This is a genomic window from Nocardioides renjunii (genome assembly GCF_034661175.1).
Classification (GTDB): domain Bacteria; phylum Actinomycetota; class Actinomycetes; order Propionibacteriales; family Nocardioidaceae; genus Nocardioides; species Nocardioides renjunii.
Genome location: NZ_CP141058.1, coordinates 3,773,244 through 3,798,497 on the forward strand (window position 1 = coordinate 3,773,244; position 25,254 = coordinate 3,798,497).

Here is a 25,254-nt window from a genome sequence, read left to right on the forward strand (position 1 = left end):
AGCAGGAACCCACGGGGCGCGGACCCACCGTGCAAACTGTCCTCGTGCTCAGCCTGACGGGAAGACCGCTTCAGAGGTTGGCCGGCCTTCTCGGGTTCCCGCCCGGGACGGGCGAGCTGATCGACCAGCCGACCCGACGCCGGCTCGTGCTCTCGGTCGTGCTCTCGGTCGTGCTCGCCCTCCTCGACATGCTCGGGGTGGTCGCGATGCTGCCGATGATGCAGTACGTCACCGGCCAGCCCCTCGACTCCGGAGCCCTCGGCCGCGTCAGCGACCTGCTCGGGGACCCGTCGCCACGGACCCTCGTCCTCTCGATCGCCCTCATCATCTTCGGGACGTTCGTGGTCAAGGACATCGCCGCCCTGGTCGTCCGCCGGTGGCAGCTGCGGTTCATGGCCACGCAGAACGTCAAGATCTCGACCGCCTTGCTCGAGGGCTACCTCACGGCTCCGTACTCGTGGCACCTGCGCCAGAACACCGGCGACAAGCTGTGGACCATCCAAGGCGCTGTGTCGATGGGCTACTCGGGCGGGCTGACCTCTGCCCTTTCGGTCCTCACCGAGCTCATGACCATCGTCTTCGTCTTCGGCTCCCTGCTCCTGATCTCGCCCGTCATCGCGCTGGCGGCAGCGGGGTACTTCGGCGTGGCCGCCTTCATCGTGCAGCGCGTCATCCGGCCCCGGATCCAGGCGGCGGGTGAACGCACCCGGGCGGCATCGCAGGCCGTGTCGAAGTCGAGCCTGCAGTCGCTGAGCGCCGTCAAGGAGATCCGCCTGCGTCGCGCCCACCAAGCCTTCGTCGACGAGTTCCGGGAGAAGAGCGCGGAGGGCGCCGACGCAGACGTACGGGCGTCGATCCTCACCTCGATCCCGTCCTACTTCCTCGAGATCGTCTTCGTCCTCGGCATCGGCGTCCTCGCCGCAGTCGCCACGACGGGCGGGTCCGCGGAGGAAGGCCTTGTCCTGCTGGGTCTCTTCGTCGCCGCGGGGACGCGGGTGCTGCCGAGCTCCGTCCGTCTCATCAGCGCGCTCGCCGGTGTGCGCTACGCGCACGCCCCGCTCGAGCACCTGGTCCGCGTCAGCCGCGCCATGCGCACCCACACCACGGAGGAGACGGCACGGGTCGTCACGCGAGAGGTCCCGTCGGGCGACGTCTCCATGACCGACCTCAGGTACGCCTACCCGGACCGCCCCGACGTCGAGGTCCTCGCCGGCGTCGACCTCGACATCCCGCACGGCACCTCGCTGGCGGTGATCGGGATGAGCGGAGCGGGGAAGAGCACCCTCGTCGACCTGTTGCTCGGACTGCACCTCCCCACAGCAGGCGACATCACGGCCGGGGGCGTCTCGGTGTTCGACAACCTGCCCGCGTGGCAGCGGCAGCTCGCCGTGGTGCCGCAGGAGGTCACCCTGCTCGACACGAGCATCAGCGAGAACATCGCCTTCGACGAGGAGCTGGACGCAGGCCGTCTGCAGGAGGCGATCAAGCGAGCCCAGCTCGACGACCTGATCGCCGACCTGCCCGATGGCCTCGACACCACCGCCGGCGAGCGGGGCATGCGGCTCTCAGGAGGGCAGCGGCAGCGGATCGGCATCGCGCGGGCGCTCTACCGCAACCCGTCCTTGCTCGTGCTCGACGAGGCGACGTCGGCGCTCGACAACGAGACGGAGCGCCGCATCACCGAGACGATCGAGGGGCTGCACGGGTCGGTCACGGTCGTGGTCGTCGCGCACCGCCTGTCGACCGTCCGCCACTGTGACCGCCTCGTGTTCATGGAGAGCGGACGCGTGGCCACCTCGGGGACCTTCGAGCAGGTGCGCGCCACGAACGCGACGTTCGCACGGCTCGTGCAGCTGGGGTCCCTCGACGTCCCCGGCGTGGATGCTCCCGCCGAACCGGTCAGCGGTAGTCCTCGAACCTGAGCAGCATCCGGTCGTCGTGACGGACGTGCTCGAGGTGCTTCAGCGTCAACGGGTCGAGGATCCGGCCCAGCAGGTCGGTCCACGAGACCGGGTAGTCGGCGTCGTCGCCGAAGACACCACCCGGGTGGCGGGCGAGCGCCTCCTGCTTGCTCGTGAGCACGGCATCCATCTGCGCCAGCCAGGCCGCGGTCAGCGGCGTGTGCGATCGCATCATGAAGCCGCCCTTGCCGAACATCAGCCGGTAGTGAACGAGGATGTCGAGGCCCAGGCGGCCGCGCAGCTTCCCGATCCAGTTGGCGTGGCTGGCTCGGTAGCTCGTCACCCATGCCTCGGGGTCGGCGCTCATCCGTTCCCAGCTCGGCCTCCACGACCCCAGGGGCTCCTTGACGTCGACGTACGCGCCGCCGTGGTGGTGCATGAGGTAGCCGCGGAGGTAGTCGGAGCGATGGATGAGCGACAGGTGCTCGTAGGCCTCCGGGAGCGGGTGCCCGCTGACGATCCACCGCGGCAGCGTCGCAGGCGTGACCAGCTCGACTGGCAGGCCGATGCGGGTCCGTATCCGATCGACGTTGGCCTGCCTGTTGGGCGACATGTCGTTGTCCCCCGTCCACACGACGAAGGCACGCGCGGGAAACTGGCTCGGTGCCTCCGGCGTGACGTCTCGCGACAAGAACGTCCCGGAGTAGCGGGCCGGTCGGTACGCGTACGGCCTTACCCGCTCCACGTGCTTGAAGGCGACGGTGGACGCGTCGAACTTGAGCTGCTTGGCGCGTCGCACCCCTCTCTTCCGGACGACGAATGCGCCGTGCTTGGCCTCACGAGCCAGTGCTGTCAGTCCCACCCGGGCTCCAGGATCGCGTCGGGGTCCCACTCGCGGCTCCACGCGTCCAGCGCGACCGGGCGCAGCTCGCCGGCCGGGGACCACTCCAGCTCGGGGTGGCCGTGCCCCTCGAGCATGTCCCTCCAGATCGCGCCGAGCCGGTCCGACGACGACGCGCCCAGGTCTCGCCAGTGGTCGCCCCCGGCTCCGCCGCCGCGCGGTCCCACCAGCTGCAGGGCTGCGGCCCCGTTGGCGATCTTGCGCCGGAACTGCTCCTCGCTCCGCCACGGCATGTGCAGGATGCGGAGCGACTGGACGACACGGCCGGACCGGGAGACGCCGTGGTTGCCGTGGTGCAGCGCGGCGAGAGCGCGCGTCCGGTAGGCCACCTTCTCGAGGCGTGCGGGCGCTGTGTCCACGCGCCAGCGGGTCGACTCGCGCGCGGACGCAGGAGGCGCGTCGGGGGACGGGAAGACGTTGTGGATCACAGCGGACGCGATCGGGGCGCGCGAGGTCCTGAGGGTGTCTGCGAGCGTTGCGTCGGCGCCGAACCACCACTCGTCGGCGTCGAACGGCACGATCCAGTCCGCCCCACGCCGGGCGGCCCAGCGAGCGAGCAGCTGCATCTTCGGGGCCTGGAAGTAGGCCGGCTCGCGGTCGTCGCCCACGAAGAGGAACGCGCCGTCCTCCTGAGCACGGAGCAGCTCGCGCGTGCCGTCGGTCGACCCGTTGTCGACGACCAGGACGCCGTCCACCCCTTGCCGGCGGAGGTGGTCGAGCGTTCCGAGGATGACGTCGGCCTCGTTCTTGACCATGGCGACGGCCCACACCGAACCGGGCACCTTGCGGCGTGGTGGGGCGGTCGGCAGCACCACGCCGCGGGCCACCCTCCGACGCACGTCGCGACCGGCCGGGCTCCAGAGTCGGCTGGCCGCGTCGCGGGTGGCGCGGGCGTCCTTCAGCAGCAGCATCGACCGGTGCTTGGCCTGCTGCGCGACTCGCACCAGCGCCGTGGACACCGCCACAGGTTAACCGCCCCGGGCGGCTCCTCGTGTGCCACACTGCCCGGCGTGCGAGTGACCGACGAGGACCTGGACGCCATCCCGGGGTGGTTCGATGCCATCGACCGCGAGCTGTTCCGATGGTTCCTCGGGCCGGGCAGGGCCATCTCCGGGCCGGGCAACCTGGCCGAGCTCGGCGTCTACATGGGTCAGTCGGCCGTGCTCCTCGGAGGCTTCCTCGAGAACGGTGAGGAGCTCACGGTCGTCGACCTGTTCGAGTCGGAAGCCGGCGACACGGCCAACGTGCGGGAGAACGCCGAGTCCTACCCGGGCTTGAGCCGAGAGGCGTTCGAGGCGAACTACACGCGCGTGCACCCGGACCTTCCCCGCGTCCTGCAGGACTTCAGCGAACGGATCGTCGACCACGTCGCCCCGGGGAGCTGCCGGTTCGTCCACGTCGACGCGTCGCACCTGTTCGAGCACGTGCGCCTTGACGTCGTGGCTGCCGAGCAGCTCTTGGGGACCGCCGGAGTCGTGACGTTCGACGACTACCGAGCCGGCCACACCCCCGGCGTCGCCGCGGCCGTATGGGAAGCGGTTGCCAACCAGGGGCTCCGCCCGATCGTCCTGAGCCCCAACAAGCTCTACGCGACGTGGGGAGATCCCACGCCCTACCTGAGCGGGATCGCTCGGGAGACCCCGTGGTGGACGTCCGAGACGCAGTCCGTCGCTGGCGGGGACCTCCTGGTGCTGTCACCGGTGCACCACGAGTCGTACCGCTGGATCAAGTACCTCCCGCCGGCGGCCGTCCCGCTCGCGAAGCGGGCCCGGGCCGGGCTGGCCACGCTGACCAAGCGGTAGCCGTGCCCGCCACCTGCTCCGTGGTCATCCCGACCTTCAACGCCGCCCACGTCATCGGGCACCAGCTGGGGGCACTGGCGGACCAGGTCGACACACCTGCGTTCGAGGTGGTGGTCGCAGACAACGGGTCGACGGACGACCTGGCGGGTGCCGTCGACCAGTGGACCGACCGCCTCGACGTGCGGGTCGTCGACGCCTCCCGCGGCCGGGGCGTGTCCGTGGCACGCAACGTCGGCATCGAGCGCGCGCAGACCGACCGCATCCTCATCTGTGACGCCGACGACGTCGTGGCCCCCACCTGGGTGCGAGCGTTCGCCGACGCCCTGGACGTCCACCACCTCGCCAGCGGCCCCGCCGAGACGGTCTCCCTCTCCGGCCCGTCGGCAGGGTGGGTCCCGATCGACCAGCTGAGCACCGGGCTCTACGAGACCTGGGGCGGCCGGACGTACGGACTGGGCGGCAACACGGCGATGCGCCGCGAGGTGTGGGAGCGCGTCGGCGGCTACGACGAGAGCTTCCCCGCCGGCGCGGAGGAGATCGACTTCGCCTGGCGAGCGTGGGACCTCGGCTACCGGTTCGCGTACGTGCCCGACGCGCTCCTGCACTACCGGATCCGCACCGACCTGCGCGGCGTGCTGCGCCAGCAGTACAACTCGGGTCGGGGGACGGCGACCCTCTACGCCAAGTTCCGCCCACCCGAGGTCGTGCCGAAGTCCGCCCTGCGGCGGGCGCACCACGAGCTGCTGCTGCTCAGGCGGTTCCCGTGGCGCGGGAGCGGCGACGCTCGCCGGATGTGGCTGACCTTGATGGCGTTCGAGGCGGGGAAGCTCACCGAGGCTCGGCGGTTGGGCTGTCCTGCTCCCTGACCGGTTCCGGCTCACTACAGTGACCGGTGTGACCCTCGCGCGGCGACTGACCGAGGCCCGGCCCAGCCTCCGCTGGCGGTCCGGACAGGCGCTCACGCGACTGCTCTACTCCCGGTCGTTCGGCAGCATCGGAGAGGGAACGGTCGTGGTGCGGCCGCACAAGCTCCAGGGTGTCGAGCGCATCCACCTCGGTGCCGGCTGCTCGGTCTTCGAGGGCGCCTGGCTGGCGAGCGAGCCGGGCGGTGGCGAGCTGCGGATCGGCGACCACACCTACCTGGGTCACGACGTCCACCTCCACGCGCTCGACCCGGTGACGATCGGCTCCCGCTGCGTCGTCGCCGACGGGGTCCTCGTGGCGTCCTCCGACCACGACGGCGAGGACCGGCACGCGGTCCACAGCACCGGCCCGATCCACATCGGCGACGACGTGTTCCTCGGGCAGCGCTGCGTCGTCCTCGGCGGCGTGACGATCGGCGACGGCGCCACCGTCGGTGCCCATGCGGTCGTCACCCGCGACGTCGCGCCCGGCCAGACCGTGGTCGGCATCCCGGCACGCCCGGTCGGTGGTGGCTGAGTGCGGGTGCTGCTGGTCAGCCCGGGCTTTCACGGCTACCACTCCTCCATCGCCGCGGCGCTGGCCGCGCGCGGCCACGAGGTCGCGACCCACGTCTACGACGACCACGGCGGCGTGGTCGGCCGCACGTGGCACCAGGTGCGGCACCAGCTCCCGCGCCGGATCGGCGCCGGCTCGTTGCGCCGGCTCGCGCGCGAGGAGACCGGCCGGGCAGCCGCAGCCGTGGCGCGCGCCCGGCCGCAGGCGGTCGTCGTGGTCAAGGGCGACACCCTCGGCCGGCAGTTCTGGGACGCCGTCGGCGGGCTGCCCCGGATCACGTGGCTCTACGACGAGGTGCGGCGCACCCGCTGGACCGCCGACCGGCTGGCCGGCGTCGGTCCCCTGGCGACGTACTCCGCGCTCGACGACGTCGACCTCGAGGCCGCCGGACTGGACTCGCGGCACCTGCCGCTGGCCTTCGACCACCGGCTCGTGGCCTCGCCGACGCCCGTGCGTCGGCAGCAGGTCAGCTTCGTCGGCGCCCGCTACCCCACGCGGGAGGACGTCCTCACGCTGCTGCACGACCACGGTGTCCCGGTCCGCGCCTACGGACGGGACTGGTCCTCGCACCCGGTCGACCGGTTGCGCACGTGGCGGGTCGGCACTCCGGCCGTCCCGGCCGGGCGCGACCTGACCCGCGCCGAGGCCTACGACGTGATGGCCTCGTCGAGCGCCACGCTCAACCTCCACGGCGACCAGGACGGGTTCACGATGCGCACCTTCGAGGCGGCAGGGGTGGGTGCGGTGGAGCTGGTCGACCGCACCGACGTCGCGACGCTCTACGAGCCCGGCGCCGAGGTCCTCGCCTTCACCACCGCCGAGGAGCTGGTCGAGCTCTGCGACCGGGTGGTCGGCGACCCGTCCTGGAGCGACCCCCTGCGCGCCGCCGCACGCGCCCGCACGCTCGCCGAGCACACCTTCGACCACCGCGTCGCGGTCCTGGAGGCCTCGTGGGACACGGTCTGAGGCACCCCGGCGACCTCGTCGCCTGGCGGCGCTGGCACGAGTCGCGGCACCCCGTGCGCCGCGCGGTCCGCAGCGCACGCGCACGCGTCCGTCCGGCGCCTGAGGACCTGGTGGACCTCCTCACGCCGGGACCCGGTGCCGACGTCCTCGTCGCCGTCGAGGCGACGCACACCAGCGTCGACCGGGCCGTGGTGGCCCCGCTGGCCCACCTCGCGCCGGAGCGGACGGCGGTCGTCGTCCCGGTCGGCTGGCGGCCGCCGCCGGCGTACGCCGCGCACCGGCGCCGCACCGCGACGCTCCCCGAGCTGTCCGGCCTGGTGGCGCCCCGCGCCGTGCTGGCGGCGGGCCACTACACGGGGATCGGCGCCGCCGCCTTCGCCGTCGCTGAGGAGCGCGACGCGTCGTTCCTCGTCGCCCAGCACGGTGCCCTGACGCCGTTCGCCCCTCCCCTTCCCCGCTCCGCGCACCTGCTGGCGTGGACCGACCGCGACGGCGCCTTCTGGACGTCGGGTCGCCAGGACGTCACGGTGACCGCGACCGGCAGCCAGCTGCTCTGGGACGCGGGCAGCGGCGGTGCGCAGGGAGGCCCTGCTGGCGGCGGGAGCCTCACCTACCTCGGGCAGGGGCACGCCGCGGAGGTCTCCCGCGTCCGCCTCGCCCACGCGGCGCTGGCCACGTGCCGCGAGCACCACGCGGTCTACCGTCCGCACCCGTCCGAGAAGGACGTCACCTCCCGCGCGGTGCTCGCCGCCTACGCCCGCGCCGGGATCCGCGTGGACACCAGTGGTGTCCCGCTCGTCGACCTCGAGGCGCCCATCGTCAGCGTCTTCTCCACCGGCGTCCTGGAGGCGGCCGCCCGCGGGCGCGACGCCTGGGTCGACTTCCCCCGACCGCCCGCGTGGCTCGGCGAGTTCTGGGAGCGTTATGCCATGCACCGTCTCGGCACCGCTCCCACCCCCGCACCCGACCGTCCCGCGCAGGAGCCCGCCCGCCGGATCGCCGACCTGGTGACGGAGGCCGCGTCGTGACGTTGTGCGTGGTCCCGGCCCGCGGTGGCTCCAAGGGCGTGCCGCGCAAGAACCTGCTCGACGTGGGCGGCAAGCCGCTGATCGTGTGGACGATCGAGCAGGCGCTCGCCGTCCCCGGCCTCGACGTCCTGGTCTCCACCGACGACGAGGAGATCGCCGACGTCGCCCGCGCGGCCGGGGCGCGCGTGCCGTGGCTGCGCCCCGACGAGCTCGCCCGGGACACCACGCCCACGGAGCCGGTGGTCCGCCACGCCATCGACCAGGTGACGGCCGAGCGCGGCCGGCCCGACGCGGTGATGCTGCTGCAGGCCACCTCACCGGTGCGGCACGAGGGCACGCTCGCCCGGGCGCTGGCCGAGTTCGCCGACACCGGTGTCGACTCGATGGTCGGCGTCGTCGAGCAGCCGCCGTTCATCTGGCGGGCCGGCGACCCCCCCACCGCGGCGTACGACGTCGCGGCGCGACCGCGACGCCAGGACCTCACCGACGACATGCGCCGCTACCGCGAGACCGGGTCGCTCTACCTCACCCGCACCGAGGTCTACGAGCAGCACGACAACCGCCTCGGCGGACGCATCGGCCTGTTCGTGATGGCCGAGGACGAGGGCGTCGACATCGACACCGAGCTCGACGTGGCGCTCGTGACCCGCCTGCTCGCCCCTCGTTGAGCGGAGTGCCCGCGCGACACCGATCCTCTGGCTACGGTGGTCGCACACGTACTCGGACGGAAGGCCCCTGCGTTGATCATCGAGCGTGACCTCACGCCGTACGTCGTCTACTCGGGCGACCCGGTCCTGCGCGCCCTGGAGAAGATCACCGCCAACAAGGCCCGGGTCATCTTCCTCGTCGACTCGCACGGCCACCTCGACGGCGTGCTGTCCGACGGCGACTTCCGGCGCTGGGTGAGCACCGCCAGCAGCCTCACCGTCGACGTCCCCGCCCTGGAGGCCGCCAACACCTCGCCGCGCAGCCTGCCGATCGGCAGCAGCCCGGCCGAGATCAGCCACGCCTTCGGCTCGGGCATCGACCACGTCGCGCTCGTCGACGACCGCGGCCACCTCGTCGCCATCGCGATCAACCGCGCCGACGAGCTGCGCATCGGCCGTCACGTCGTCGCCCCGGACGCGCCGGCGCTGATGATCAGCGAGATCGGCATCAACCACCAGGGCGACGTGTCGCTAGCCAGGAAGCTCGTCGACCTCTCGGTCGAGGCGGGCGCCGACGTCGTGAAGTTCCAGATGCGCGACATGGAGTCGCTCTACCGGCAGGGGACGGCCGGCTCCGGCGGTGAGGACCTCGGCCCGCAGTACACCCTCGACCTGCTCGCGAAGTACGACCTCGGCGCCGACGGCCTCTTCGAGGTCTTCGACCACTGCCGCGACGTCGGCATCGACGTCATGTGCACCGCGTGGGACCCGGTCAGCGTCGACCGGCTCGTCGACTACGGCATCACCTCCCTCAAGGTCGCCTCGGCCGACATGACCAACCACGCGCTGCTGCGGCACATGGCGGCCAGCGGCACGCCGATGGTCATCTCGACCGGCATGTCGACCGAGGGCGAGATCCGCGAGACCGTCGACCTCGTCCGCAGCACCGGCATCGCGCACGCCTTCCTGCACTGCCAGTCGACCTACCCGGCACCGTTCAAGGACGTCAACCTGGCCTACCTGACCCGGCTCGCCGAGCTCACCCAGGCGCCCGTCGGCTACTCCGGGCACGAGCGCGGCTTCCACGTCGCCCTCGCCGCCGTCGCCCTCGGCGCGCGGATCGTCGAGAAGCACTTCACCGTCGACCGCGACCTCGAGGGCAACGACCACAAGGTCAGTCTGCTCCCGGGCGAGTTCGCCGAGATGGTGCAGCGCGTGCGCGAGGTGGAGGAGGCGCTCGGCACCGCGGCGCCGCGCGCCGTCTCCACCGGCGAGATGATGAACCGCGTCAACCTCGCCAAGTCGCTCGTCGCCGCCCGCCGGATCGAGGTCGGCGCCGTGCTCGGTGACGACGACATCGACATCAAGAGCCCCGGTCGCGGGCTCCAGCCCAACGCCTACGACCGGCTCGTCGGACGCACGACGACCCGTGCGCTGGAGCCCGGCGACTTCTTCTACGCCACCGACCTCGGTGACGCGGCGCCGCGCGGGCGGGCCTACGAGTTCCGCCGGCCGTGGGGCCTCGCCGTCCGCTACCACGACATCGACGCGATGACGAAGGACACCACTCCCGACTTCCTCGAGTTCCACTTCTCCTACAAGGACCTCGACCTGCCCGTCGCGGACGTCTTCGCGCGCTACGACGGCGGCCTGCCGATGGGCTTCACCACGCACTCCCCCGACCTGTTCGCCGGCGACTTCCTGCTCAACCTCGCCTCCGAGGACGACGCACACTGGGAGCGCTCCATCCGCGAGCTCCAGCGGGTCGTCGACACCACCCGCGAGATGCAGGCGTTCTTCACCCGGGGCGCCGACGCGAAGGCCGGGACGGAGGGTCCGGTCGTCGTGGCCAGCCTCGGCGGCTTCACCACCGACGCCTTCGTGCGTCCCGAGCAGCGCGAGGCGATGTACGACCGGGTCGCGGCCGGCCTGGCGCGGGTCGACGACTCCGGCGTGCGCCTCTGCGCCCAGACGCTGCCGCCCTACCCCTGGTACATGGGCGGCCAGCTCTACTGCAACCTCTTCGTCGACCCCCGCGACACCGCCGACTTCGCCGCCCGCCACGACCGCCGGCTCTGCTTCGACGTCTCCCACTCCAAGCTGTCGGCCAACTACCTCGGCTTGTCCTTCGCCGAGGCGACCGACCTCCTCGCGCCGCACACCGAGCACCTCCACCTCGTCGACGCCACCGGCGTCGACGGCGAGGGCGTGCAGGTCGGCGACGGCGAGATCGACTGGGCCGTGCTCGCGCAGCAGCTCGACGCGCTGTCACCCGGGGTGAGCTTCATCCCCGAGATCTGGCAGGGGCACGTCAACGACGGTGAGGGCTTCTGGATCGCCCTCGAGCGGCTGGAGCAATGGTTCTGACCCCACCCACCGCCCTGTGGGTGGTTCCGGTGAGCGACCTGGCCGGGGTGGCGCGTCACGTGCTGGACGTCGCCCGGATCGGCATCCCCGGGTGGCGGCTCACCGTCGTGGCACCGCCGGGCGCCCTCCCGGCGAGGCTGCGCGAGGTCGGCGCGTCCGTCGTCGAGGCGCCCTTCGGACCCGATCACGGACTGCGGTCGTCCGTCGCCGCGCTGCGTGACGTCGTACGCCGTGAGCGTCCGGCCGTGGTGCACAGCCACCTCTCCTACGCCGACATCGTCGTGGCGCTGGCCGCGGGCCGGCGTCCACGGCTGGTGACCACCGAGCACGGCATCGCGCGCGACGACGTCGTCTACCACCACTCCACCGCCAAGGCCCGCGTGATGGCGACGGCGCACGCCGCCCGCCTCCGCCGCTTCGACGCTGCGATCGCCGTGAGCGCGGCGACCGCCGACGCCATGCGCGAGAAGTGGCGGCCCCGGGTGCCCGTGACCGTGGTGCCCAACGGCGTCGACCGGGTGGACGCTGCGCTGGCGGCACCGAGGCCCGGGCTCCGCGTCCTCTCGCTGGCGCGGCTGGCGCCGGAGAAGCGACTGGCGGCCCTGCTCGACGGGTTCGCCGAGCTGCGCGCCTCGCACCAGGAGGCCACGTTGACGCTGGCCGGGACGGGGCCGGAGGAGCCCGCGCTCCGGGCCCGCGTCGAGGCGCTCGGCCTCGCGGACGCGGTCGACATGCCGGGCTTCGTCGACCCCGACGCGGCGATGGCCGACCACGACGTGCTGGCGATGCTGTCGGTCTGGGAGAACTGCTCCTACGCCCTGCTCGACGCCGCGGTCCGCGGCATGGGCGTCGTCGCGAGCGACGTCGGCGGCAACCCGGAGATCCTGCCGCGCACCTCGCTGGTCGAGGCCGATGACGCCCGTGCGGTCGCCACGTCGCTGGCCGTGCAGGGCCAGGACCTCGACGCACGTCCGCGGCTGACCGGCTGGCCCACGGTGGCCGACATGTGCGAGCGGATCGCGGAGGCGTACGCCTCGACGGGAGCCCGCTGATGGCCCGCATCGACTCGCCGTGGAACCTTCCGGACAAGACGGTCGAGCGCGCCGACGAGGCGGACCGGGAGATCCGGATCACCGACTTCGCGCTGATGGCGTCCCTGCCGCTGCGCACCGTCGAGGTCGCCGGCTTCCCGCTCAACGAGCTCACCATGGCCGCCCTGATCGGCCTGTGCCTGCTGCGTCCGGCGCGCGGCGGGGCGCGGATCCCGGCGGCGGTCGTGCTCGTCCTCGCAGCGCTGTTCGGGCTGCTGCTCTACTCCGGCGTGGTCAACCAGGTCGACTGGACGCGGCGGATGGGCCACGTCGCGATCCTCGCCGGGCTGGTCTGGGCCTTCAGCACCGGCCGGGTGTCGCTGCGCTCGGCGGGGGCCGGGCTGGCGACCGGCCTGGTGGCGGTCATGGCCCTGGCGGTCGTCGGGATCGGCGGCGACTACTACCCAGGGCGCCTCACGGGCTACCTCGGCGACCCCAACGCCGGGGCCTACTTCATCGCCGTGCTCGGCGTCCTCGCCGTCTTCTTCTGCGACGACCGCTGGAAGGTGCGTCTCGCCGTGGCGGTGCCCGTCGTCGCCGGGCTGGTGCTGAGCTACTCGCGCACCGGGCTCCTGGCCGGCGCCTTCGCCATCGTCTGGGTGCTGCTCGGGCGGCGGTTGGGCGCCGCCGGCGGTGCCGCGATGGCCTTCGGGCTGGTGTGGCTCGTCGACAACATCCCCCAGGGCCTGACGACCTTCGGCCCGTTCTCCGACCGGTCGGGCAGCGACGCCCTCCGCGACCGGATCGTCGCCCAGGAGCGCGTCGAGCTCGCCGCGGCCCCGTGGTACGGCAACGGCCCGGGCACCGCGACGGTCAACATCCGCGACCTCGAGTTCTTCTTCCACAACAGCTACCTCGCCACCCGCCAGGAGGGCGGCTGGGGCGCGCTGGTGCTCGTGCTCGCCCTCATGGTGCTCGCCTTCCTCCGACTCTCCCGGCAGGCCCGCGCCGGGGACCTCGCAGCCGCCGGCGCGCAGGCGGCGATCATCGCCGTCGCCGTCATGGCCGTGACGCTCGGCGAGGTCCTGCTCGACACCCCGATGGCCATCGCCGTCGGCTTTGCCCTGGGCCAGGCGCTCCGGGCCGCGCCCGAGGTCTCCGCCGATGGTTGAGCGGATCCACCTCGCCGCCAACAATCCCGACCTCGGCGGCGGGGAGCAGGTGCTCGTCCGGACCGCCGCCGCCCTCGTCGACCTGGGCCGAGCCGTCACCGTGGTGGCTCCGGACGCACCCACGGACGTCCTCGACGCCGCCTCCCGGGTGGGTGCCGACGTGGTGGCCATCCGGGCGGACGGGCGCCGCGACCACCTCCGGCGACTGCGTGCCTGGGACCGCGACGAGCGGGACGGGCTGCTGTGGTGCCACGGGCTCGTGCCCGCCCTCGCCACCGCGGGCCATGGTCGTCGCGTCGTCCACCTCCACCAGCTGCCGCGCTCGCGCCCCCAGTGGGCGGCGCTGTCCGTGGCGAGGCGCGGCAGTGAGCGGCTCCTCGTCCCGTCGGCGTTCCTCGCCGCGGCCGTCCGTGGCGCCGAGGTGTGCGCCAACTGGACGGACGACGTCGACCTCCTGGAGCGTCCGTCCGCACGGCGCCGGGTGGGCTTCATGGGACGGCTCGCGACCGACAAGGGCGCCGACCTGGTCGCCCGGGCACTCGCCGCACCGGCCCTCGCCGGCACCGAGCTGGTCGTGGCCGGCGACGACCGCTGGGTGCCGGCGGAGCAGCGGACCCCGGTGGCCGCTGCGCTGACCGCGCTGGGCCACGAGCGCGTACGCCGACTGGGCCGCGTCGCACCGGGGACGTTCTTCGCCGAGGTCGACGTGGCTGTCTTCCCGAGCCGCGTCGCGGAGTCCTTCGGCCTCGTCGTCGCCGAGGCGATGGCGGCCGGGGTCCCCTTCGTGATCTCCGACGCAGGCGCGCTCCCCGAGGTCGCGGGTCCGGACCACCCGTGGGTGGCCCGCGCGGGCGACGAAGCGGACCTGTCGCGGGTGGTCGGCCTCGCGCTCGCCGCCGGCCCGGAGGAGGTCGACGCCGTGACGCATGCGGCGCGCCGACGTTGGGAAGTGCACTACTCACCGGAGGCGGGCCGCCTGCGGGTGGCGCGACTGTTGGCGGAGCTGGGGGTGGGATGAGTCGGCCGAGAGTGGCGATCGCCCACGACTACCTCACCCAGCGCGGCGGCGCCGAGCGCGTCGTCCTCACGTTGATGAAGGCCTTCCCCGAGGCCGCCGTGCACACCACGCTCTACGACCCCGAGGGGACCTACCCGGAGTTCCGCCAGGCCGAGGTGCGCACCTCGGCGCTCAACCGCATCGGGGCGCTGCGCCGCGACCACCGGCTCGCGCTGCCCCTGCTGGCGCCGGCGGCGTCCCGGATGCGCATCGACGCCGACGTGGTGGTCGCCTCGAGCAGCGGCTGGGCGCACGGCTTCGACACAGGAGGCAGGACACGCACGGTCGTCTACTGCCACAACCCGGCGCGCTGGCTCTACCAGACCGACGAGTACCTCGGCGGGGCCGCGTGGCGCTCGCCGCTCGGACCGCCGCTGCTGGCGATGCGCCCCATCCTCAAGCGGTGGGACCGGCACCAGGCCGGCCAGGTCGACGTCTACCTCGCCAACAGCCGCGTCGTGCAACGGCGCATCCGGACGACGTACGGCCGCGAGGCCGAGCTGCTGCCGCCCCCGCACGGCATGGACGCCTCCGCCCCCCGTGAACCGGTGCCCGACCTCGCCGACTGGGACCCCGGCTACGCGCTGGTGGTCTCGCGGCTCCTGCCCTACAAGAACGTCGACGCGGTGATCGAGGCGGTGCGCGGCACCGGACGACGCCTCGTCGTCGTCGGCCGCGGACCCGAGGAGGCCCGGCTGCGGGCGACCATGCCCGACAACGTGCGGCTGTTCGGCGGGCTCAGCGATGCGCAGCTGCGCGCGGTGTACGGCGGCGCCGGCGTGCTGGTCGCGGCGAGCCACGAGGACTTCGGCCTCGCCCCGCTCGAGGCCGCCGCCTTCGGGGTGCCGGCGGTCGCGCTGCGCGGCGGCGGGTTCCTCGAGACCGTCCTCGAGGGTGAGACCGGGCTGTTCTTCGACCGGCCCGAGCCCGAGGAGATCGCCGCTGCCCTCACGACGTCCGACGCGCACGGCTGGGACGCTGACAGACTGCGGGCGCGGGCCGAGGAGTTCGGCGAGGCCCGGTTCATCGACAGGATCCGATCGATCGCTCTCGGGGAAGGAACGACCTGACGTGCGTCCCGACGGCATCCGCCTGCTCCCCTGGCTGATCGGCGCGGTGGACCTGCTGATGATCACCGCGGCGACGATCCTCGCCATCCGCTTCCGGCTGACTCTGTCCGTCTTCGACACCGCGGGAGACGTCCTGCAGAACACGGCGCTCGCCAGCGTCTTCTTCATCGCCACGTGGCTGGTGATGCTCGCCTTCTTCGGCACCTACGAGCGGCACGTCTTCGGCGCCGGCACCGAGGAGTTCAAGCTCGTCGTCAACGCGTCCTTCTTCACCGCGGCCCTCGTCGCCACGATGGCGTTCCTCATGCAGTACCCGCTGTCCCGCGGCTTCTTCGTCCTCTACTTCCCGATCGGCGTGCTCCTCCTGCTCGTCGGACGGCTGTTCTCCCGGCGCACCATCCAGCGCCTGCGCCGGGCCGGCCACTTCAACGAGCGGGTGCTGCTGGTGGGCACCCCCGGCTACATCGGCGAGATCTCGACCGTGCTCGAGCGCGAGTCCTGGTTGGGCTACCAGGTGATGGGCTGCCTCGTCCCGAGCGACTACGCCGGGCTGCAGATGACCTCCGCCGGCATCCCCGTGCTCGGGCTGAGCGAGGAGGTCCGCGCGGTCGTCGACGAGGTCTCCCCCGACATCGTCTTCTTCACCGCGGGGGCGGTGAGCTCCTCGACCCAGCTGCGGCGGCTGGCGTGGGACCTCGAGGACCACGCCCACGTGCAGATCATCGTCGCGCCCAACGTCACCGACGTCTCCAGCGAGCGGGTCCGCATCCGACCGGTCGCCGGCCTGCCGCTCATGCACCTGGGCCGCTCGCGCTCGCAGCTGGCCACCAACGACGCCAAGCGGGCCTTCGACGTGGTGGGCGCACTCTCGATCCTCGCCCTGACCTGGCCGGTCCTGGCGTTCCTCATGATCTGGGTGAAGCGGCACGACGGCGGCCCGGCCCTCTTCCGCCAGACCCGCGTCGGCCGCGACGGGGCGGAGTTCACCTGCCTCAAGCTGCGCTCGATGTCCGTCGACGCCGAGGAGCGCCTCGCCGAGCTCGAGGCCCGCGACCACGTCCTGTTCAAGAGTGCCGAGGACCCGCGCGTGACCCGGCCGGGCCGGTTCATCCGCCGGTTCTCGCTCGACGAGCTCCCCCAGCTGTGGAACGTCGTCCGCGGCGAGATGAGCCTCGTCGGCCCACGACCGCCGCTGCCGTCCGAGGTCGAGCAGTACGAGGACGACATGCTGCGCCGGCTCAACGTGCTCCCGGGGATGACCGGGCTCTGGCAGGTCTCCGGCCGTTCCGACCTCTCGTGGGAGGACACGGTGCGGCTGGACCTCTACTACGTCGACAACTGGTCGATGGTGCAGGACCTGCTGATCCTCGCCCGCACGGTCACCGCTGTGCTGGCCAGCCGCGGCGCGTACTGAGCCGACACCGACGACCGCGAGCGCTCAGGACCTGCCGACCTTGAGCGGCTTGCGGCGCCGGCCCTTGCCCGCGGTCGAGTACGCCTCGCGCGAGGCCTGCTCGGCCTTGTAGCCGCCGTAGCCCCCGTAGCTGCCGTAGCCGCCGCCGTAGGCGATCGCGGCCGCACCCTTGACCGGCGCCTTGTTGAGCACCACGCCGAGGAGGCGGCTGCCGACCTGGTCGAGGATGCGGCGGCACTGCTGGCTCTGCTCGATCTGGGTCTTGCCGGCCGCCTGCACGAGCAGGGCACCGTCGCAGAACGCCGACAGCAGGCCGGCGTCCGTGACGGGCAGGAGCGGCGGCGCGTCGAGGATGACGAGGTAGTCGTGGGACAGGTCGTCGATGAACTGCTTCATCCGCAGCGAGCCGAGCAGCTCGCTGGGGTTGGGCGGGATCCGGCCGGCGGCGAGCAGGCTGAGGTTGGCCATGCCCGAGTCGACGATCACGTCCCGCACGTCGACGTCGCCGGCCAGCGCCTGGGTGAGGCCCACGGCCCCGTCGATCTCGAACGTCGTCGCCAGCGTGGGCCGGCGCAGGTCGGCGTCGACGAGCAGGACGGGAGTGCCCGCCTGCGCCACGAGCCGGGCCACGTTGGCCGCGACGGTGGACTTGCCCTCACCGGCGAGCGCGGAGGTCACCACGATGCGGCGCGGCTCGTTGTCGACGTCGACGAAGCGCAGGTTGGTGCGCAGCTGGCGGAACGACTCGGCCGCACGCCCCAGGTCGCCACGGACGCCGCGGTGGGCGCGACCGAGCGACTCCTCCTGGGGGATGATCCCGAGCACGGCGGCGCCGGTGGCCTCCTCCACGTGCTTGGCCGAGCGGATCCGACGGTCGATCAGGCGCCGCCCGATGAGCACCGCGTAGGCCAGCCCGAGGCCGCCGATCGCGCCCTTCATCGCCGCGTTGCGGTAGTCGGGGGTGAACGGCGCGCCGGGCAGCTGCGCGGGCTGGAGCGGCACGATCCGCGTGAGGGGCGCCTCCTTCGGGTTGGCCTCCCCGGTCTCGATCTCCTGCGCGACGACGACCACGGCGTCGACGACCGCGTTGGCCAGGTCGCGCGCCTCCTCCGGCGTGCTGCCGATGGCGCTCACCGTCAGGGCGTTCACGGTGGCGTCGACCGAGGCGGAGAAGCGACCCGCGATCGCCTCCGGGGGCACGTCGAGGCCCAGGTCCTCGACGACCTGCTCCGCCACGGGCATCGTGGAGACGAGGAACGCGTAGAGGGTGGCCTTGTCCTCGGCGAGCTGCGAGTTGCCCTGCTCCTCGCCGGCGGTGGTCGCCTCGCCGACGCGGACCAGGCCCGACGAGGTGGCCGAGTAGAGCACCGGCTCGCGGGTCGTCTTGGCGATCATCAGGAGCGCTCCGAGGATCGTGCAGCCGATCAGCACCCACACGTAGGCGCGGCTCAGCCGTACGAAGTCCCCGAACGTCATGGCCGCGAGTCTAGGCCGTGTGCCGCCCGGGCCGACCCGATTCGCCGAGACGGCGCCGGGGTCGGCTGGCACCATGGGGTCCATGAGCGAGGACGCAGAGGGCCGCCACGCGCCCATCGCGGCCCGCGTCCACCTCGCCCACGCCGTCGTCCAGAAGCTCGCTGACGACCACCGGGTCGACCTGCTCCACCTCAAGGGCCCGGCCGTCCTCCCCGGCCTGCGCGCCGAGGGCCGCAAGTCCAGCGACGTGGACGTGCTGGTCCGGCCCAGCCACCTGGACCGGCTGGTGACCGCGCTGGAGTCCGTCGGGTTCGAGCAGCGCACCGACTTCTCCACCGGCTCGGTGTTCGCCCACGCGGCCAACTGGTGGCACGACGACTGGGGCTGGGTCGACGTGCACGTCAGCTGGCCGGGGGTGACGCTCGACGCGGAGGAGGCCTTCGACGTGCTGGCCCGCGACTCGCAGCCGCACGCGATCGCCCACTGGCCCTGTGCGGTCCCCGACCCGACGGCCCAGCGGCTGGTGCTGGTGCTGCACTCCGCGCGATCGGGTGGGACCAGCGACGTCGACCACGCATGGGGGGCCGCGACGCCCGGTGAGCAGGACGACGTACGGCGCCTGGCCGCGCGACTGGGCGCGGAGGTCGCCCTCGCGGCCGGGATCGGCGAGCTCGAGCTGCACCGCGGCGCCCCGACGTACGCGCTCTGGCACCACTTCCTCCACGGCGGCAGCAGGCTCGACGAGTGGCGCGCCCGGCTCGCCGCCGCTCCCACCGTCCGCGCCAAGGCGGCGCTCGTGACCGCCGCGATGCGGGTCAACCGCGACCACCTGCGCATGGAGCTCGGCCGGCCGCCGACCCGCGAGGAGGTCCGGGCCCGGCAGCGCGTGCGCGTCCGCAAGGCCGTCGACGAGGTGTCGAGGCGGGTGAGGCGCGCGTGACCCACCGCTACCGGATCGCCGACGACGTCGCGTGGGTCAGCCAGGAGGACCTCGACGGCGGCGACGCCCCCACGGCCTACCTCGCCCGCGTGCCCAAGGGCATGCCGATCCTGCTGGAGGGCTCGGGCTGCGTCGTGTGGCTGGCCCTCGCCGAGGGCGGCACGCTGGAGGAGGTGACCGCCGCGGCGGCGGCGATGTCGGGCACAGGGGCGGAGGACATCAGCGCCGACGTGGCGGACCTCGTCGACCAGCTCGTCGTGATCGGTGTCGTCCGAGAAGAGTGACCGCCACCGCGCCCACGAAGGCGCCGGCCGTGTTGGCGACGACGTCGACGACCTCGCCGACGCGGGCGAGGAAAAGCCACTGCACGACCTCGATCGCCACCGACCCGAGCGCCGCCCCCAGCGTCACCCACCACCACGGCCAGCGGGCCACGAGCACGGCGACCACACCGAGCGGCACGAACAGGACGACGTTGAGCAGCACGCCGTAGTGGTGTGGTTGCGCCCAGTCCGGCGCGACCGGCCACTCGTAGCGGAAGAAGGCGTAGAGCCGGACGGTCAGCCGGTTGAGCTGCCACCCCCACGGGCCGCCCACGAGCACGACCAGGGCGAGGAGGTAGGCCGACCCGAGTGCCACCAGCACGCGCCGGTCGCGCCACCCACCCACGTGCCCACCCTAGAGTGGACCGGTGACCTCCGAGCCGCGTGTGCCCGACGTGGTCGTCGAGGCGATGGGCGTGCCCGTCGGCATCCCCGTCACCGGGGCGGCGGTGGACCGGCTGCGCCACCAGTGGAGCCGCGCCCTCAGCGCCCGTGAGCCTGCGACGGTCGTCGGCCTCGAGGACCTCGACATCGACGACGACGTCGCCCACGACTACGCGGTCACCTCGCGCGTCACGCTGGCCGCGCTCGACGCCACCGCGGGGCGCCGGATCAACCTGCACGCGGGAGCAGTGGCCGACGGGGAGGGCCGCACGCTCGCCGTGATCGGGCCGTCCGGAGCCGGGAAGACCACCGCCGTCCGGCTGCTCGCCCAGCGCCTGGGCTACCTCTCCGACGAGACCACCTCCGTCGACGAGACGCTCACCGTCCACCCCCACCCCAAGCCGCTGTCCGTCATCACCGACCGCGACGTGCCGCTGGCCAAGCACTCCCTCTCGCCCGACGACCTCGACCTGCTGCGCCCACCCGTCGCGTCGTACCTCCACCGCATCGTGCTGCTGCACCGCGGCGACGACGACGCCGGGCTCGTGCCGCTCTCGCCCGCCCACGCGATCGCCGAGATCGTGGCGCAGACCTCCTCGCTGACCCTCCTCGACCACCCCGTCCTGCGGCTCGCCGACACCATCGACGCGTGCGGCGGGGTGTGGGGGCTGCACTACCGCGAGCTCGCCGACTGGCTCGACGACCTCGTCGACCTCCTCGACGCCGAGGGCCAGCCGCCGCCGCCGCGCCTGCACCACCCGGGGACCCCGGACGCAGGTCCCGCCGACGGCGCCTGGTCGCGGGTCCCGTGGCGTGACGCCGTGGAGTACGACGACGAGCTGGTGCTGATGGTCGAGGACCGGGTCCACGTGCTGGCCGGCCTCGGCGTCGTGGCGTGGCTCTCGCTCGAGACGCCGCGCACGCTCGACGAGCTCGTGCAGGAGGCGGAGGCGCTGTGGGGCGCCCACCCCGAGGCCGCCGGGCTGGTTGCCGGCGCGCTCGAGGTGCTGGCGGGCGAGGGCCTGCTCCGGCCGCCTGGGTGATCGCAGTAACGTGCGAGCCATGACCGCTCGCCGCCAGCTGCCCACCGACGAGGCCCGCGACCTGCTCGCCCTGACCCGCGAGATCGCGACCAAGGAGCTGGCGCCGCGCTCGACGGAGGCCGAGGCGACCGAGACCTTCCCCCGCGACGTCTTCCGGATGCTCGGCCGGGCCGGGCTGCTCTCGCTGCCCTACCCCGAGGAGCACGGCGGCGGTGACCAGCCCTACGAGGTCTACCTGCAGGTGCTGGAGGAGATCAGCGCGGTCTGGGCGTCCGTCGGCGTCGGCGTGTCGGTCCACGCGCTGTCCTGCTTCGGCCTGGAGTCCTTCGGCACCGACGAGCAGCGCGCCGAGTGGCTCCCCGACATGCTCGGCGGCGAGCTGCTGGGGGCGTACTGCCTCTCCGAGCCGCACGCGGGCTCCGACCCCGCCGCGATGCGTACGACCGCGCGCCGCGACGGCGACACCTACGTCATCAACGGCGCGAAGGCGTGGACCACCCACGGCGGGCACGCCGACTTCTACAAGGTGATGGCACGCACCTCCGACGACGCTGGTGCTTCTCGGGGGGCAGGCATCTCCTGCTTCCTGGTGCCGGCCTCGGCCGAGGGCCTCACCGCCGACCCGCCGGAGCGCAAGATGGGACTGACCGGCTCCGCCACGGCGACGATGCGGTTCGACGACGTCCGGGTCGACGCCTCCCGCCGGCTCGGCGCGGAGGGCGAGGGGCTGCGCATCGCCCTCGCGGGCCTCGACTCAGGCCGGCTCGGCATCGCCGCCGTCGCCACCGGCCTCGCCCAGGGCGCCCTCGACGCGGCCGTGGCCTACGCCCGCGAGCGCGAGACCTTCGGCACCCGGATCATCGACCACCAGGGCCTCGCCTTCGTCCTCGCCGACATGGAGGCGGCCGTCGTGTCGGCCCGCGCGACGATGCTGCACGCCGCCCGCCTCAAGGACGCCGGCCTGCCGTTCTCCCGCGAGGCGTCGATCGCCAAGCTGGTCGCCACCGACAACGCCATGAAGGTCACCACGGACGCCGTCCAGGTCCTCGGCGGCTACGGCTACACCCGCGACTTCCCGGTCGAGCGCTACATGCGCGAGGCCAAGGTGATGCAGATCTTCGAGGGCACCAACCAGATCCAGCGGATGGTGATCTCCCGCTCGCTCGCGAAGGACAACGCGGGCGGGATCGGCTGAGGCTCGGGCGGCTGGTGGGTCCTGGCGGCGTCGCCGGGTCTGGAGTCCCCGGATATCCGGTGACCACCGGGCTTACAGGTGGAGATCTCGACCGACAAGTACGCAACTCGGGTGCACAGTCCGGCCTCAGACGTCGGTGACCCGCACCCCGGCGTGCGCCTTGTAGCGCCGGTTGATCGAGATCAGGTTGGCGGTCAGCGCCTCGACCTGGTGCGCGTTGCGCAACCGGCCGCCGTACATCCCCCGCATGCCGGGTACGACGTCCGCCAGCGCCTGCACCAGGTCGGTGGCCTCGCGGTCGTCGCCGAGCACGAGCACGTCGGTGTCGACCCGCTCGACCGTCGGGTCCTCGAGCAGCACGGCGCTGACGTTGTGGAAGGCACCCACGACGGTCGAGCCGGTGAGGATCGCCGCGGCCTGCTGGGTGGCCGAGCCCTCCTCGACCGGGAGCGCGTACGCGCCCTGCTTGTCGAAGCCGAGCGGGTTGACGCAGTCGACGACGATCTTGCCCGCGAGCTCCTCGGTGAGTGACCGCAGCAGGTCCTCGTGACCGTCCCAGGGCACCACGACCAGCACCACGTCCCCGGCCGCGGCGGCCTCGGCGTTGCTGGCCCCGCGGACGCGACCCACCTCGGCCAGCGCCGCGGCGGCGTCGGCGGCCCGCGACGCGTCCCGCGAGCCGAGCACGACCTCGAGGCCGGCCGCGGCGAAGCGCCGCGCGAGCCCGCGACCCTGCGGTCCCGTGCCGCCGAGCACGGCGATGGTCAGCGAGGTGACGTCGTGGTCGCTCATCCCCCGGACGCTAGCGAACGCCGCACGGCGTCCCGCAGCCGCCCGTCGGGCGGACGGCACCCGGCTCACCCTTCTGTGTGTTGCCCCGACCCTGTGGGCGAGCGACGGTGGAGGACATGTCCAAGCGCATCGCATTCCTGACCGCTCCCGAGGGTGTCGAGGAGGTCGAGCTCATCAAGCCGTGGCAGGCCGTCGTCGACGCCGGTCACACCGCCGAGCTGCTCTCGCTCGACGAGGGCGAGGTGCAGCTCTTCCAGCACCTCGACAAGTCCAGCACGCAGCGCGTCGACCGCCGCGTCAGCGACGTCGCGGTGGCCGACTACGACGCCCTCGTCCTGCCCGGTGGCGTCGCCAACCCCGACGCCCTGCGGATGGACGAGGAGGCCGTCGCCTTCATCCGCGACTTCGTCGACTCCGGCAAGACCGTCGCCGCCATCTGCCACGCACCGTGGACCCTCATCGAGGCCGACCGCGTGCAGGGCAAGCGGCTCGCGAGTTGGCCGAGCCTGCAGACCGACATCCGCAACAGCGGCGGCGAGTGGGTCGACGAGGAGGTCGTCGTCGACGGCAACCTCATCACCAGCCGCAACCCCGACGACATCCCCGCGTTCTCCAAGACCCTCCTCGACGCCCTGGGCTGAGGATCCGCCTAGGCGTCCCGCTCCACCAGCCAGCGTCCCAGCAGCGTCCCGTCCTGCTCGAGCAGCAGGACGGGACGCAGCGCTGTGTCCACCTCGGCACCCGTGGCCATCCGTACGGCGTCGCCGCCGGTGAGCCGCGGCACGACGGTCCAGCACAGCTCGTCGACGACGTCGGCGGCCAGCAGGTCGGCGAACAGCGACGGCCCGCCCTCGCACAGCTGCTCGGACCAGCCCCGCGCCGCCAGTCCGGCCTTGAGCGCGGCGAGGTCGATCTCGTCCTCGCCGAGCACCATGACGTTGTCTTCCCCCAGCGCCTCGCGCGCCGCCGCCAGGCCGTCGGAGCTCGCCACGGTTGCCATCAGCACCCGGCCGGGCGGTGCGTCGGCGAGCGTCGGCGGCACGTCCGCGGACCGGCTCACGACGACCAGCGGGATCCGCGGGACGTCGTACCCCTCGGTGCGCAGCGTGCCGGCGCCCACGACCAGGCAGTCGGCTCGACTGCGGAGGGCGTCGAAGACCCGCTTGTCGGCGTCGTCGTTGATGCTCTTGCTGACCCCGTCCGACCCCTGGGCGGCGCCGTCGACCGTGCTGACGAAGTTCACCCGCAGCCACGGAATGCCCGGCGGGGCGTACGCCTCCGCCAGCTGGTCGTCGGACAGGTCGGAGAGGCGCTGGAGCTCGAGGTGTTCGGTCACGTGCCTACTGTTGCACCGTGATCACACTGGCCGACCTCGCCGCCCTGCACCACGCGCACGGCGGCGCGTGGGACGCCGCGGTGGCACCGGTCGTCCTCGACGGCCCTCGCGGCCCCGTCACGATCGGCGACGGGGCGGTGACCCTGATGGGCTGCGTCAACCTGTCCCGCGACTCGACCTACCGCGAGAGCGTCGCCACGAGCCCCGCCGACGCCGTGCGGATGGGCCGCGTCCAGGCCGCCCAGGGCGCCGAGGTGATCGACCTCGGGGCCGAGTCGAGCAACGCGCGCGCCGCTCGCGTGTCCGCGGCCAACCAGGTCGCCACCCTCGTGCCTGCGGTGAAGGAGCTCGCGCAGGAGGTCGTCGTCTCGGTGGAGACCTACGAGCCCGACGTGGTCCGGGCCTGCCTCGACGCGGGGGCCCGGGTGCTCAACATGACCGGCCGTCAGCACGAGGAGGCGATGCTCGCCCTGGCCGCGGAGTACGACGCCGCTGTCGTGATGTGCTTCGGCGAGACGGCCAACGTGCGCGAGATCGCCGACGTCCCTCCCGACGCCGACCCGATGCCCGTGCTGCTCGACCACTTCGCGCCGCGGGTCGAGCGCGCCCGGGCCGCGGGCGTCGACAAGGTCGTCGTCGACCCCGGCATGGGCTTCTACTACGGCAACCTCGTCGACCCCATGACGCGCGCGCGCCACCAGGCGCGGGTGCTCGCGCAGACCTTCCGCCTGCGCCCGCTCGGCGTACCGGTGTGCAACGCGGTGCCACACACCTACGACATCTTCGGCGACGAGTTCCGCAAGGCCGAGGGGTTCTACGGCACGTTCGCCGGCATCGGCGGCACCCACCTGCTGCGCACCCACGAGGTGGCCCACCTGCGCGTGGTCCTCAAGGCCCTCGCGGAGCTCGAGGTCCGCTGACGGGCCGAGC

General features: G+C 72.9%; 25 protein-coding genes. 19 read left to right on the top strand and 6 right to left on the bottom strand.

What is annotated here, in order from left to right; all coding sequences use genetic code 11:
- The first annotated feature begins 77 nt into the window (after positions 1 to 77).
- Positions 78 to 1,922: an ABC transporter ATP-binding protein gene (locus SHK17_RS18080; protein WP_322920237.1), complete on the top strand. Its 1,845-nt coding sequence runs from the start codon at positions 78 to 80 to the stop codon at positions 1,920 to 1,922.
- On the opposite strand, the gene SHK17_RS18085 is transcribed toward SHK17_RS18080, so the two are convergent.
- Together SHK17_RS18085 and SHK17_RS18090 are read right to left on the bottom strand one after the other, a co-directional pair.
- Entirely contained in the window at positions 1,900 to 2,700 is an 801-nt protein-coding gene (locus SHK17_RS18085; protein WP_322920238.1) for a glycosyltransferase family 32 protein, read from the bottom strand. The two genes, SHK17_RS18080 and SHK17_RS18085, sit on opposite strands and share 23 nt — an antisense overlap.
- A 53-nt stretch (positions 2,701 to 2,753) precedes the next feature.
- Positions 2,754 to 3,761: a glycosyltransferase family 2 protein gene (locus tag SHK17_RS18090; RefSeq protein WP_322920239.1), complete on the bottom strand. Its 1,008-nt coding sequence runs from the start codon at positions 3,759 to 3,761 to the stop codon at positions 2,754 to 2,756.
- A gap of 51 nt (positions 3,762 to 3,812) precedes the next feature.
- On the opposite strand from SHK17_RS18090, the gene SHK17_RS18095 reads away from it, so the two are divergent.
- From SHK17_RS18095 to SHK17_RS18150, 12 genes are all read left to right on the top strand, one after another.
- Positions 3,813 to 4,604 (top strand): class I SAM-dependent methyltransferase, encoded by a 792-nt coding sequence (locus SHK17_RS18095; RefSeq protein WP_322920240.1) that lies wholly within the window; start codon positions 3,813 to 3,815, stop codon positions 4,602 to 4,604.
- A 2-nt stretch (positions 4,605 to 4,606) separates the two neighbouring features.
- The gene (locus SHK17_RS18100; protein ID WP_322920241.1) at positions 4,607 to 5,470 is read left to right on the top strand and encodes a glycosyltransferase family 2 protein; all 864 of its coding nucleotides are present in this window, start codon (positions 4,607 to 4,609) and stop codon (positions 5,468 to 5,470) included.
- Between the two features lie 28 nt (positions 5,471 to 5,498).
- Positions 5,499 to 6,044, top strand: coding sequence for an acyltransferase (locus tag SHK17_RS18105; protein ID WP_172266854.1), 546 nt, complete (start codon positions 5,499 to 5,501; stop codon positions 6,042 to 6,044).
- Positions 6,045 to 7,049 (top strand): glycosyltransferase family protein, encoded by a 1,005-nt coding sequence (locus SHK17_RS18110; RefSeq protein ID WP_172266857.1) that lies wholly within the window; start codon positions 6,045 to 6,047, stop codon positions 7,047 to 7,049.
- Positions 7,034 to 8,077 carry a hypothetical protein gene (locus SHK17_RS18115; protein WP_322920242.1) on the top strand — a complete coding sequence of 348 codons (1,044 nt, stop codon included), beginning with the start codon at positions 7,034 to 7,036 and terminating at the stop codon, positions 8,075 to 8,077. The genes SHK17_RS18110 and SHK17_RS18115 overlap by 16 nt, the downstream gene beginning before the upstream one ends.
- Positions 8,074 to 8,745 carry an acylneuraminate cytidylyltransferase family protein gene (locus SHK17_RS18120; RefSeq protein ID WP_322920243.1) on the top strand — a complete coding sequence of 224 codons (672 nt, stop codon included), beginning with the start codon at positions 8,074 to 8,076 and terminating at the stop codon, positions 8,743 to 8,745. The genes SHK17_RS18115 and SHK17_RS18120 overlap by 4 nt, the downstream gene beginning before the upstream one ends.
- 72 nt (positions 8,746 to 8,817) lie before the next feature.
- Positions 8,818 to 11,091 (top strand): N-acetylneuraminate synthase family protein, encoded by a 2,274-nt coding sequence (locus SHK17_RS18125; RefSeq protein WP_322920244.1) that lies wholly within the window; start codon positions 8,818 to 8,820, stop codon positions 11,089 to 11,091.
- A gap of 29 nt (positions 11,092 to 11,120) precedes the next feature.
- Positions 11,121 to 12,143, top strand: a complete 1,023-nt coding sequence (locus SHK17_RS18130; protein ID WP_322423221.1) for a glycosyltransferase family 4 protein — start codon at positions 11,121 to 11,123, stop codon at positions 12,141 to 12,143.
- Positions 12,143 to 13,294, top strand: coding sequence for a hypothetical protein (locus SHK17_RS18135; RefSeq protein WP_172266866.1), 1,152 nt, complete (start codon positions 12,143 to 12,145; stop codon positions 13,292 to 13,294). The genes SHK17_RS18130 and SHK17_RS18135 overlap by 1 nt, the downstream gene beginning before the upstream one ends.
- The gene (locus SHK17_RS18140; RefSeq protein WP_172266869.1) at positions 13,287 to 14,312 is read left to right on the top strand and encodes a glycosyltransferase family 4 protein; all 1,026 of its coding nucleotides are present in this window, start codon (positions 13,287 to 13,289) and stop codon (positions 14,310 to 14,312) included. Before SHK17_RS18135 ends, SHK17_RS18140 begins: the two co-directional genes overlap by 8 nt.
- The gene (locus SHK17_RS18145; RefSeq protein WP_172266872.1) at positions 14,309 to 15,421 is read left to right on the top strand and encodes a glycosyltransferase; all 1,113 of its coding nucleotides are present in this window, start codon (positions 14,309 to 14,311) and stop codon (positions 15,419 to 15,421) included. The genes SHK17_RS18140 and SHK17_RS18145 overlap by 4 nt, the downstream gene beginning before the upstream one ends.
- 1 nt (position 15,422) lies before the next feature.
- Positions 15,423 to 16,835, top strand: coding sequence for a sugar transferase (locus SHK17_RS18150; protein WP_216652048.1), 1,413 nt, complete (start codon positions 15,423 to 15,425; stop codon positions 16,833 to 16,835).
- Between the two features lie 24 nt (positions 16,836 to 16,859).
- Here the strand turns inward: SHK17_RS18150 and SHK17_RS18155 are convergent, their stop codons facing one another.
- Positions 16,860 to 18,311, bottom strand: coding sequence for a polysaccharide biosynthesis tyrosine autokinase (locus SHK17_RS18155; RefSeq protein ID WP_172266875.1), 1,452 nt, complete (start codon positions 18,309 to 18,311; stop codon positions 16,860 to 16,862).
- A gap of 82 nt (positions 18,312 to 18,393) precedes the next feature.
- Here SHK17_RS18155 and SHK17_RS18160 point away from each other — a divergent pair, with 82 nt between their 5' ends.
- The gene (locus SHK17_RS18160; protein ID WP_172266878.1) at positions 18,394 to 19,251 is read left to right on the top strand and encodes a nucleotidyltransferase family protein; all 858 of its coding nucleotides are present in this window, start codon (positions 18,394 to 18,396) and stop codon (positions 19,249 to 19,251) included.
- The gene (locus tag SHK17_RS18165) at positions 19,248 to 19,535 is read left to right on the top strand and encodes a PqqD family peptide modification chaperone (RefSeq protein WP_322920245.1); all 288 of its coding nucleotides are present in this window, start codon (positions 19,248 to 19,250) and stop codon (positions 19,533 to 19,535) included. Before SHK17_RS18160 ends, SHK17_RS18165 begins: the two co-directional genes overlap by 4 nt.
- Here the strand turns inward: SHK17_RS18165 and SHK17_RS18170 are convergent.
- Positions 19,471 to 19,920, bottom strand: a complete 450-nt coding sequence (locus tag SHK17_RS18170) for a VanZ family protein (RefSeq protein WP_322920246.1) — start codon at positions 19,918 to 19,920, stop codon at positions 19,471 to 19,473. The genes SHK17_RS18165 and SHK17_RS18170 overlap by 65 nt on opposite strands.
- A 22-nt stretch (positions 19,921 to 19,942) precedes the next feature.
- Here SHK17_RS18170 and SHK17_RS18175 point away from each other — a divergent pair, with 22 nt between their 5' ends.
- Together SHK17_RS18175 and SHK17_RS18180 are read left to right on the top strand one after the other, a co-directional pair.
- Positions 19,943 to 21,001: a P-loop NTPase family protein gene (locus tag SHK17_RS18175; protein WP_322920247.1), complete on the top strand. Its 1,059-nt coding sequence runs from the start codon at positions 19,943 to 19,945 to the stop codon at positions 20,999 to 21,001.
- Between the two features lie 19 nt (positions 21,002 to 21,020).
- Positions 21,021 to 22,196, top strand: coding sequence for an acyl-CoA dehydrogenase family protein (locus tag SHK17_RS18180; protein WP_322423230.1), 1,176 nt, complete (start codon positions 21,021 to 21,023; stop codon positions 22,194 to 22,196).
- Positions 22,197 to 22,322: 126 nt separating this feature from the next.
- Here SHK17_RS18180 and npdG read toward each other — a convergent pair whose 3' ends face one another.
- Positions 22,323 to 22,988 carry an NADPH-dependent F420 reductase gene (gene npdG, locus SHK17_RS18185; protein WP_322423231.1) on the bottom strand — a complete coding sequence of 222 codons (666 nt, stop codon included), beginning with the start codon at positions 22,986 to 22,988 and terminating at the stop codon, positions 22,323 to 22,325.
- A 116-nt stretch (positions 22,989 to 23,104) separates the two neighbouring features.
- Between npdG and SHK17_RS18190 the strand changes: the two genes are divergently transcribed.
- On the top strand, positions 23,105 to 23,629 hold the full coding sequence (locus SHK17_RS18190) for a type 1 glutamine amidotransferase domain-containing protein (RefSeq protein WP_322920248.1): 525 nt from the start codon (positions 23,105 to 23,107) through the stop codon (positions 23,627 to 23,629).
- 8 nt (positions 23,630 to 23,637) lie between these two features.
- On the opposite strand, the gene SHK17_RS18195 is transcribed toward SHK17_RS18190, so the two are convergent.
- Positions 23,638 to 24,324, bottom strand: a complete 687-nt coding sequence (locus SHK17_RS18195; protein ID WP_322920249.1) for a dihydrofolate reductase family protein — start codon at positions 24,322 to 24,324, stop codon at positions 23,638 to 23,640.
- A gap of 17 nt (positions 24,325 to 24,341) precedes the next feature.
- Here SHK17_RS18195 and SHK17_RS18200 point away from each other — a divergent pair, with 17 nt between their 5' ends.
- Positions 24,342 to 25,244: a dihydropteroate synthase gene (locus SHK17_RS18200; RefSeq protein WP_322920250.1), complete on the top strand. Its 903-nt coding sequence runs from the start codon at positions 24,342 to 24,344 to the stop codon at positions 25,242 to 25,244.
- Positions 25,245 to 25,254: the final 10 nt, after the last annotated feature.

Bases quoted from the DNA above. Each gene is read 5' to 3' on its own strand.
- SHK17_RS18155 (WP_172266875.1), bottom strand. From the start codon at position 18,311: ATGACGTTCGGGGACTTCGTACGGCTGAGCCGCGCCTACGTGTGGGTG.
- SHK17_RS18160 (WP_172266878.1), top strand. From the start codon at position 18,394: ATGAGCGAGGACGCAGAGGGCCGCCACGCGCCCATCGCGGCCCGCGTC.
- SHK17_RS18180 (WP_322423230.1), top strand. From the start codon at position 21,021: ATGACCGCTCGCCGCCAGCTGCCCACCGACGAGGCCCGCGACCTGCTC.
- SHK17_RS18145 (WP_172266872.1), top strand. From the start codon at position 14,309: ATGAGTCGGCCGAGAGTGGCGATCGCCCACGACTACCTCACCCAGCGC.
- SHK17_RS18135 (WP_172266866.1), top strand. From the start codon at position 12,143: ATGGCCCGCATCGACTCGCCGTGGAACCTTCCGGACAAGACGGTCGAG.
- npdG (WP_322423231.1), bottom strand. From the start codon at position 22,988: ATGAGCGACCACGACGTCACCTCGCTGACCATCGCCGTGCTCGGCGGC.
- SHK17_RS18140 (WP_172266869.1), top strand. From the start codon at position 13,287: ATGGTTGAGCGGATCCACCTCGCCGCCAACAATCCCGACCTCGGCGGC.
- SHK17_RS18190 (WP_322920248.1), top strand. From the start codon at position 23,105: ATGTCCAAGCGCATCGCATTCCTGACCGCTCCCGAGGGTGTCGAGGAG.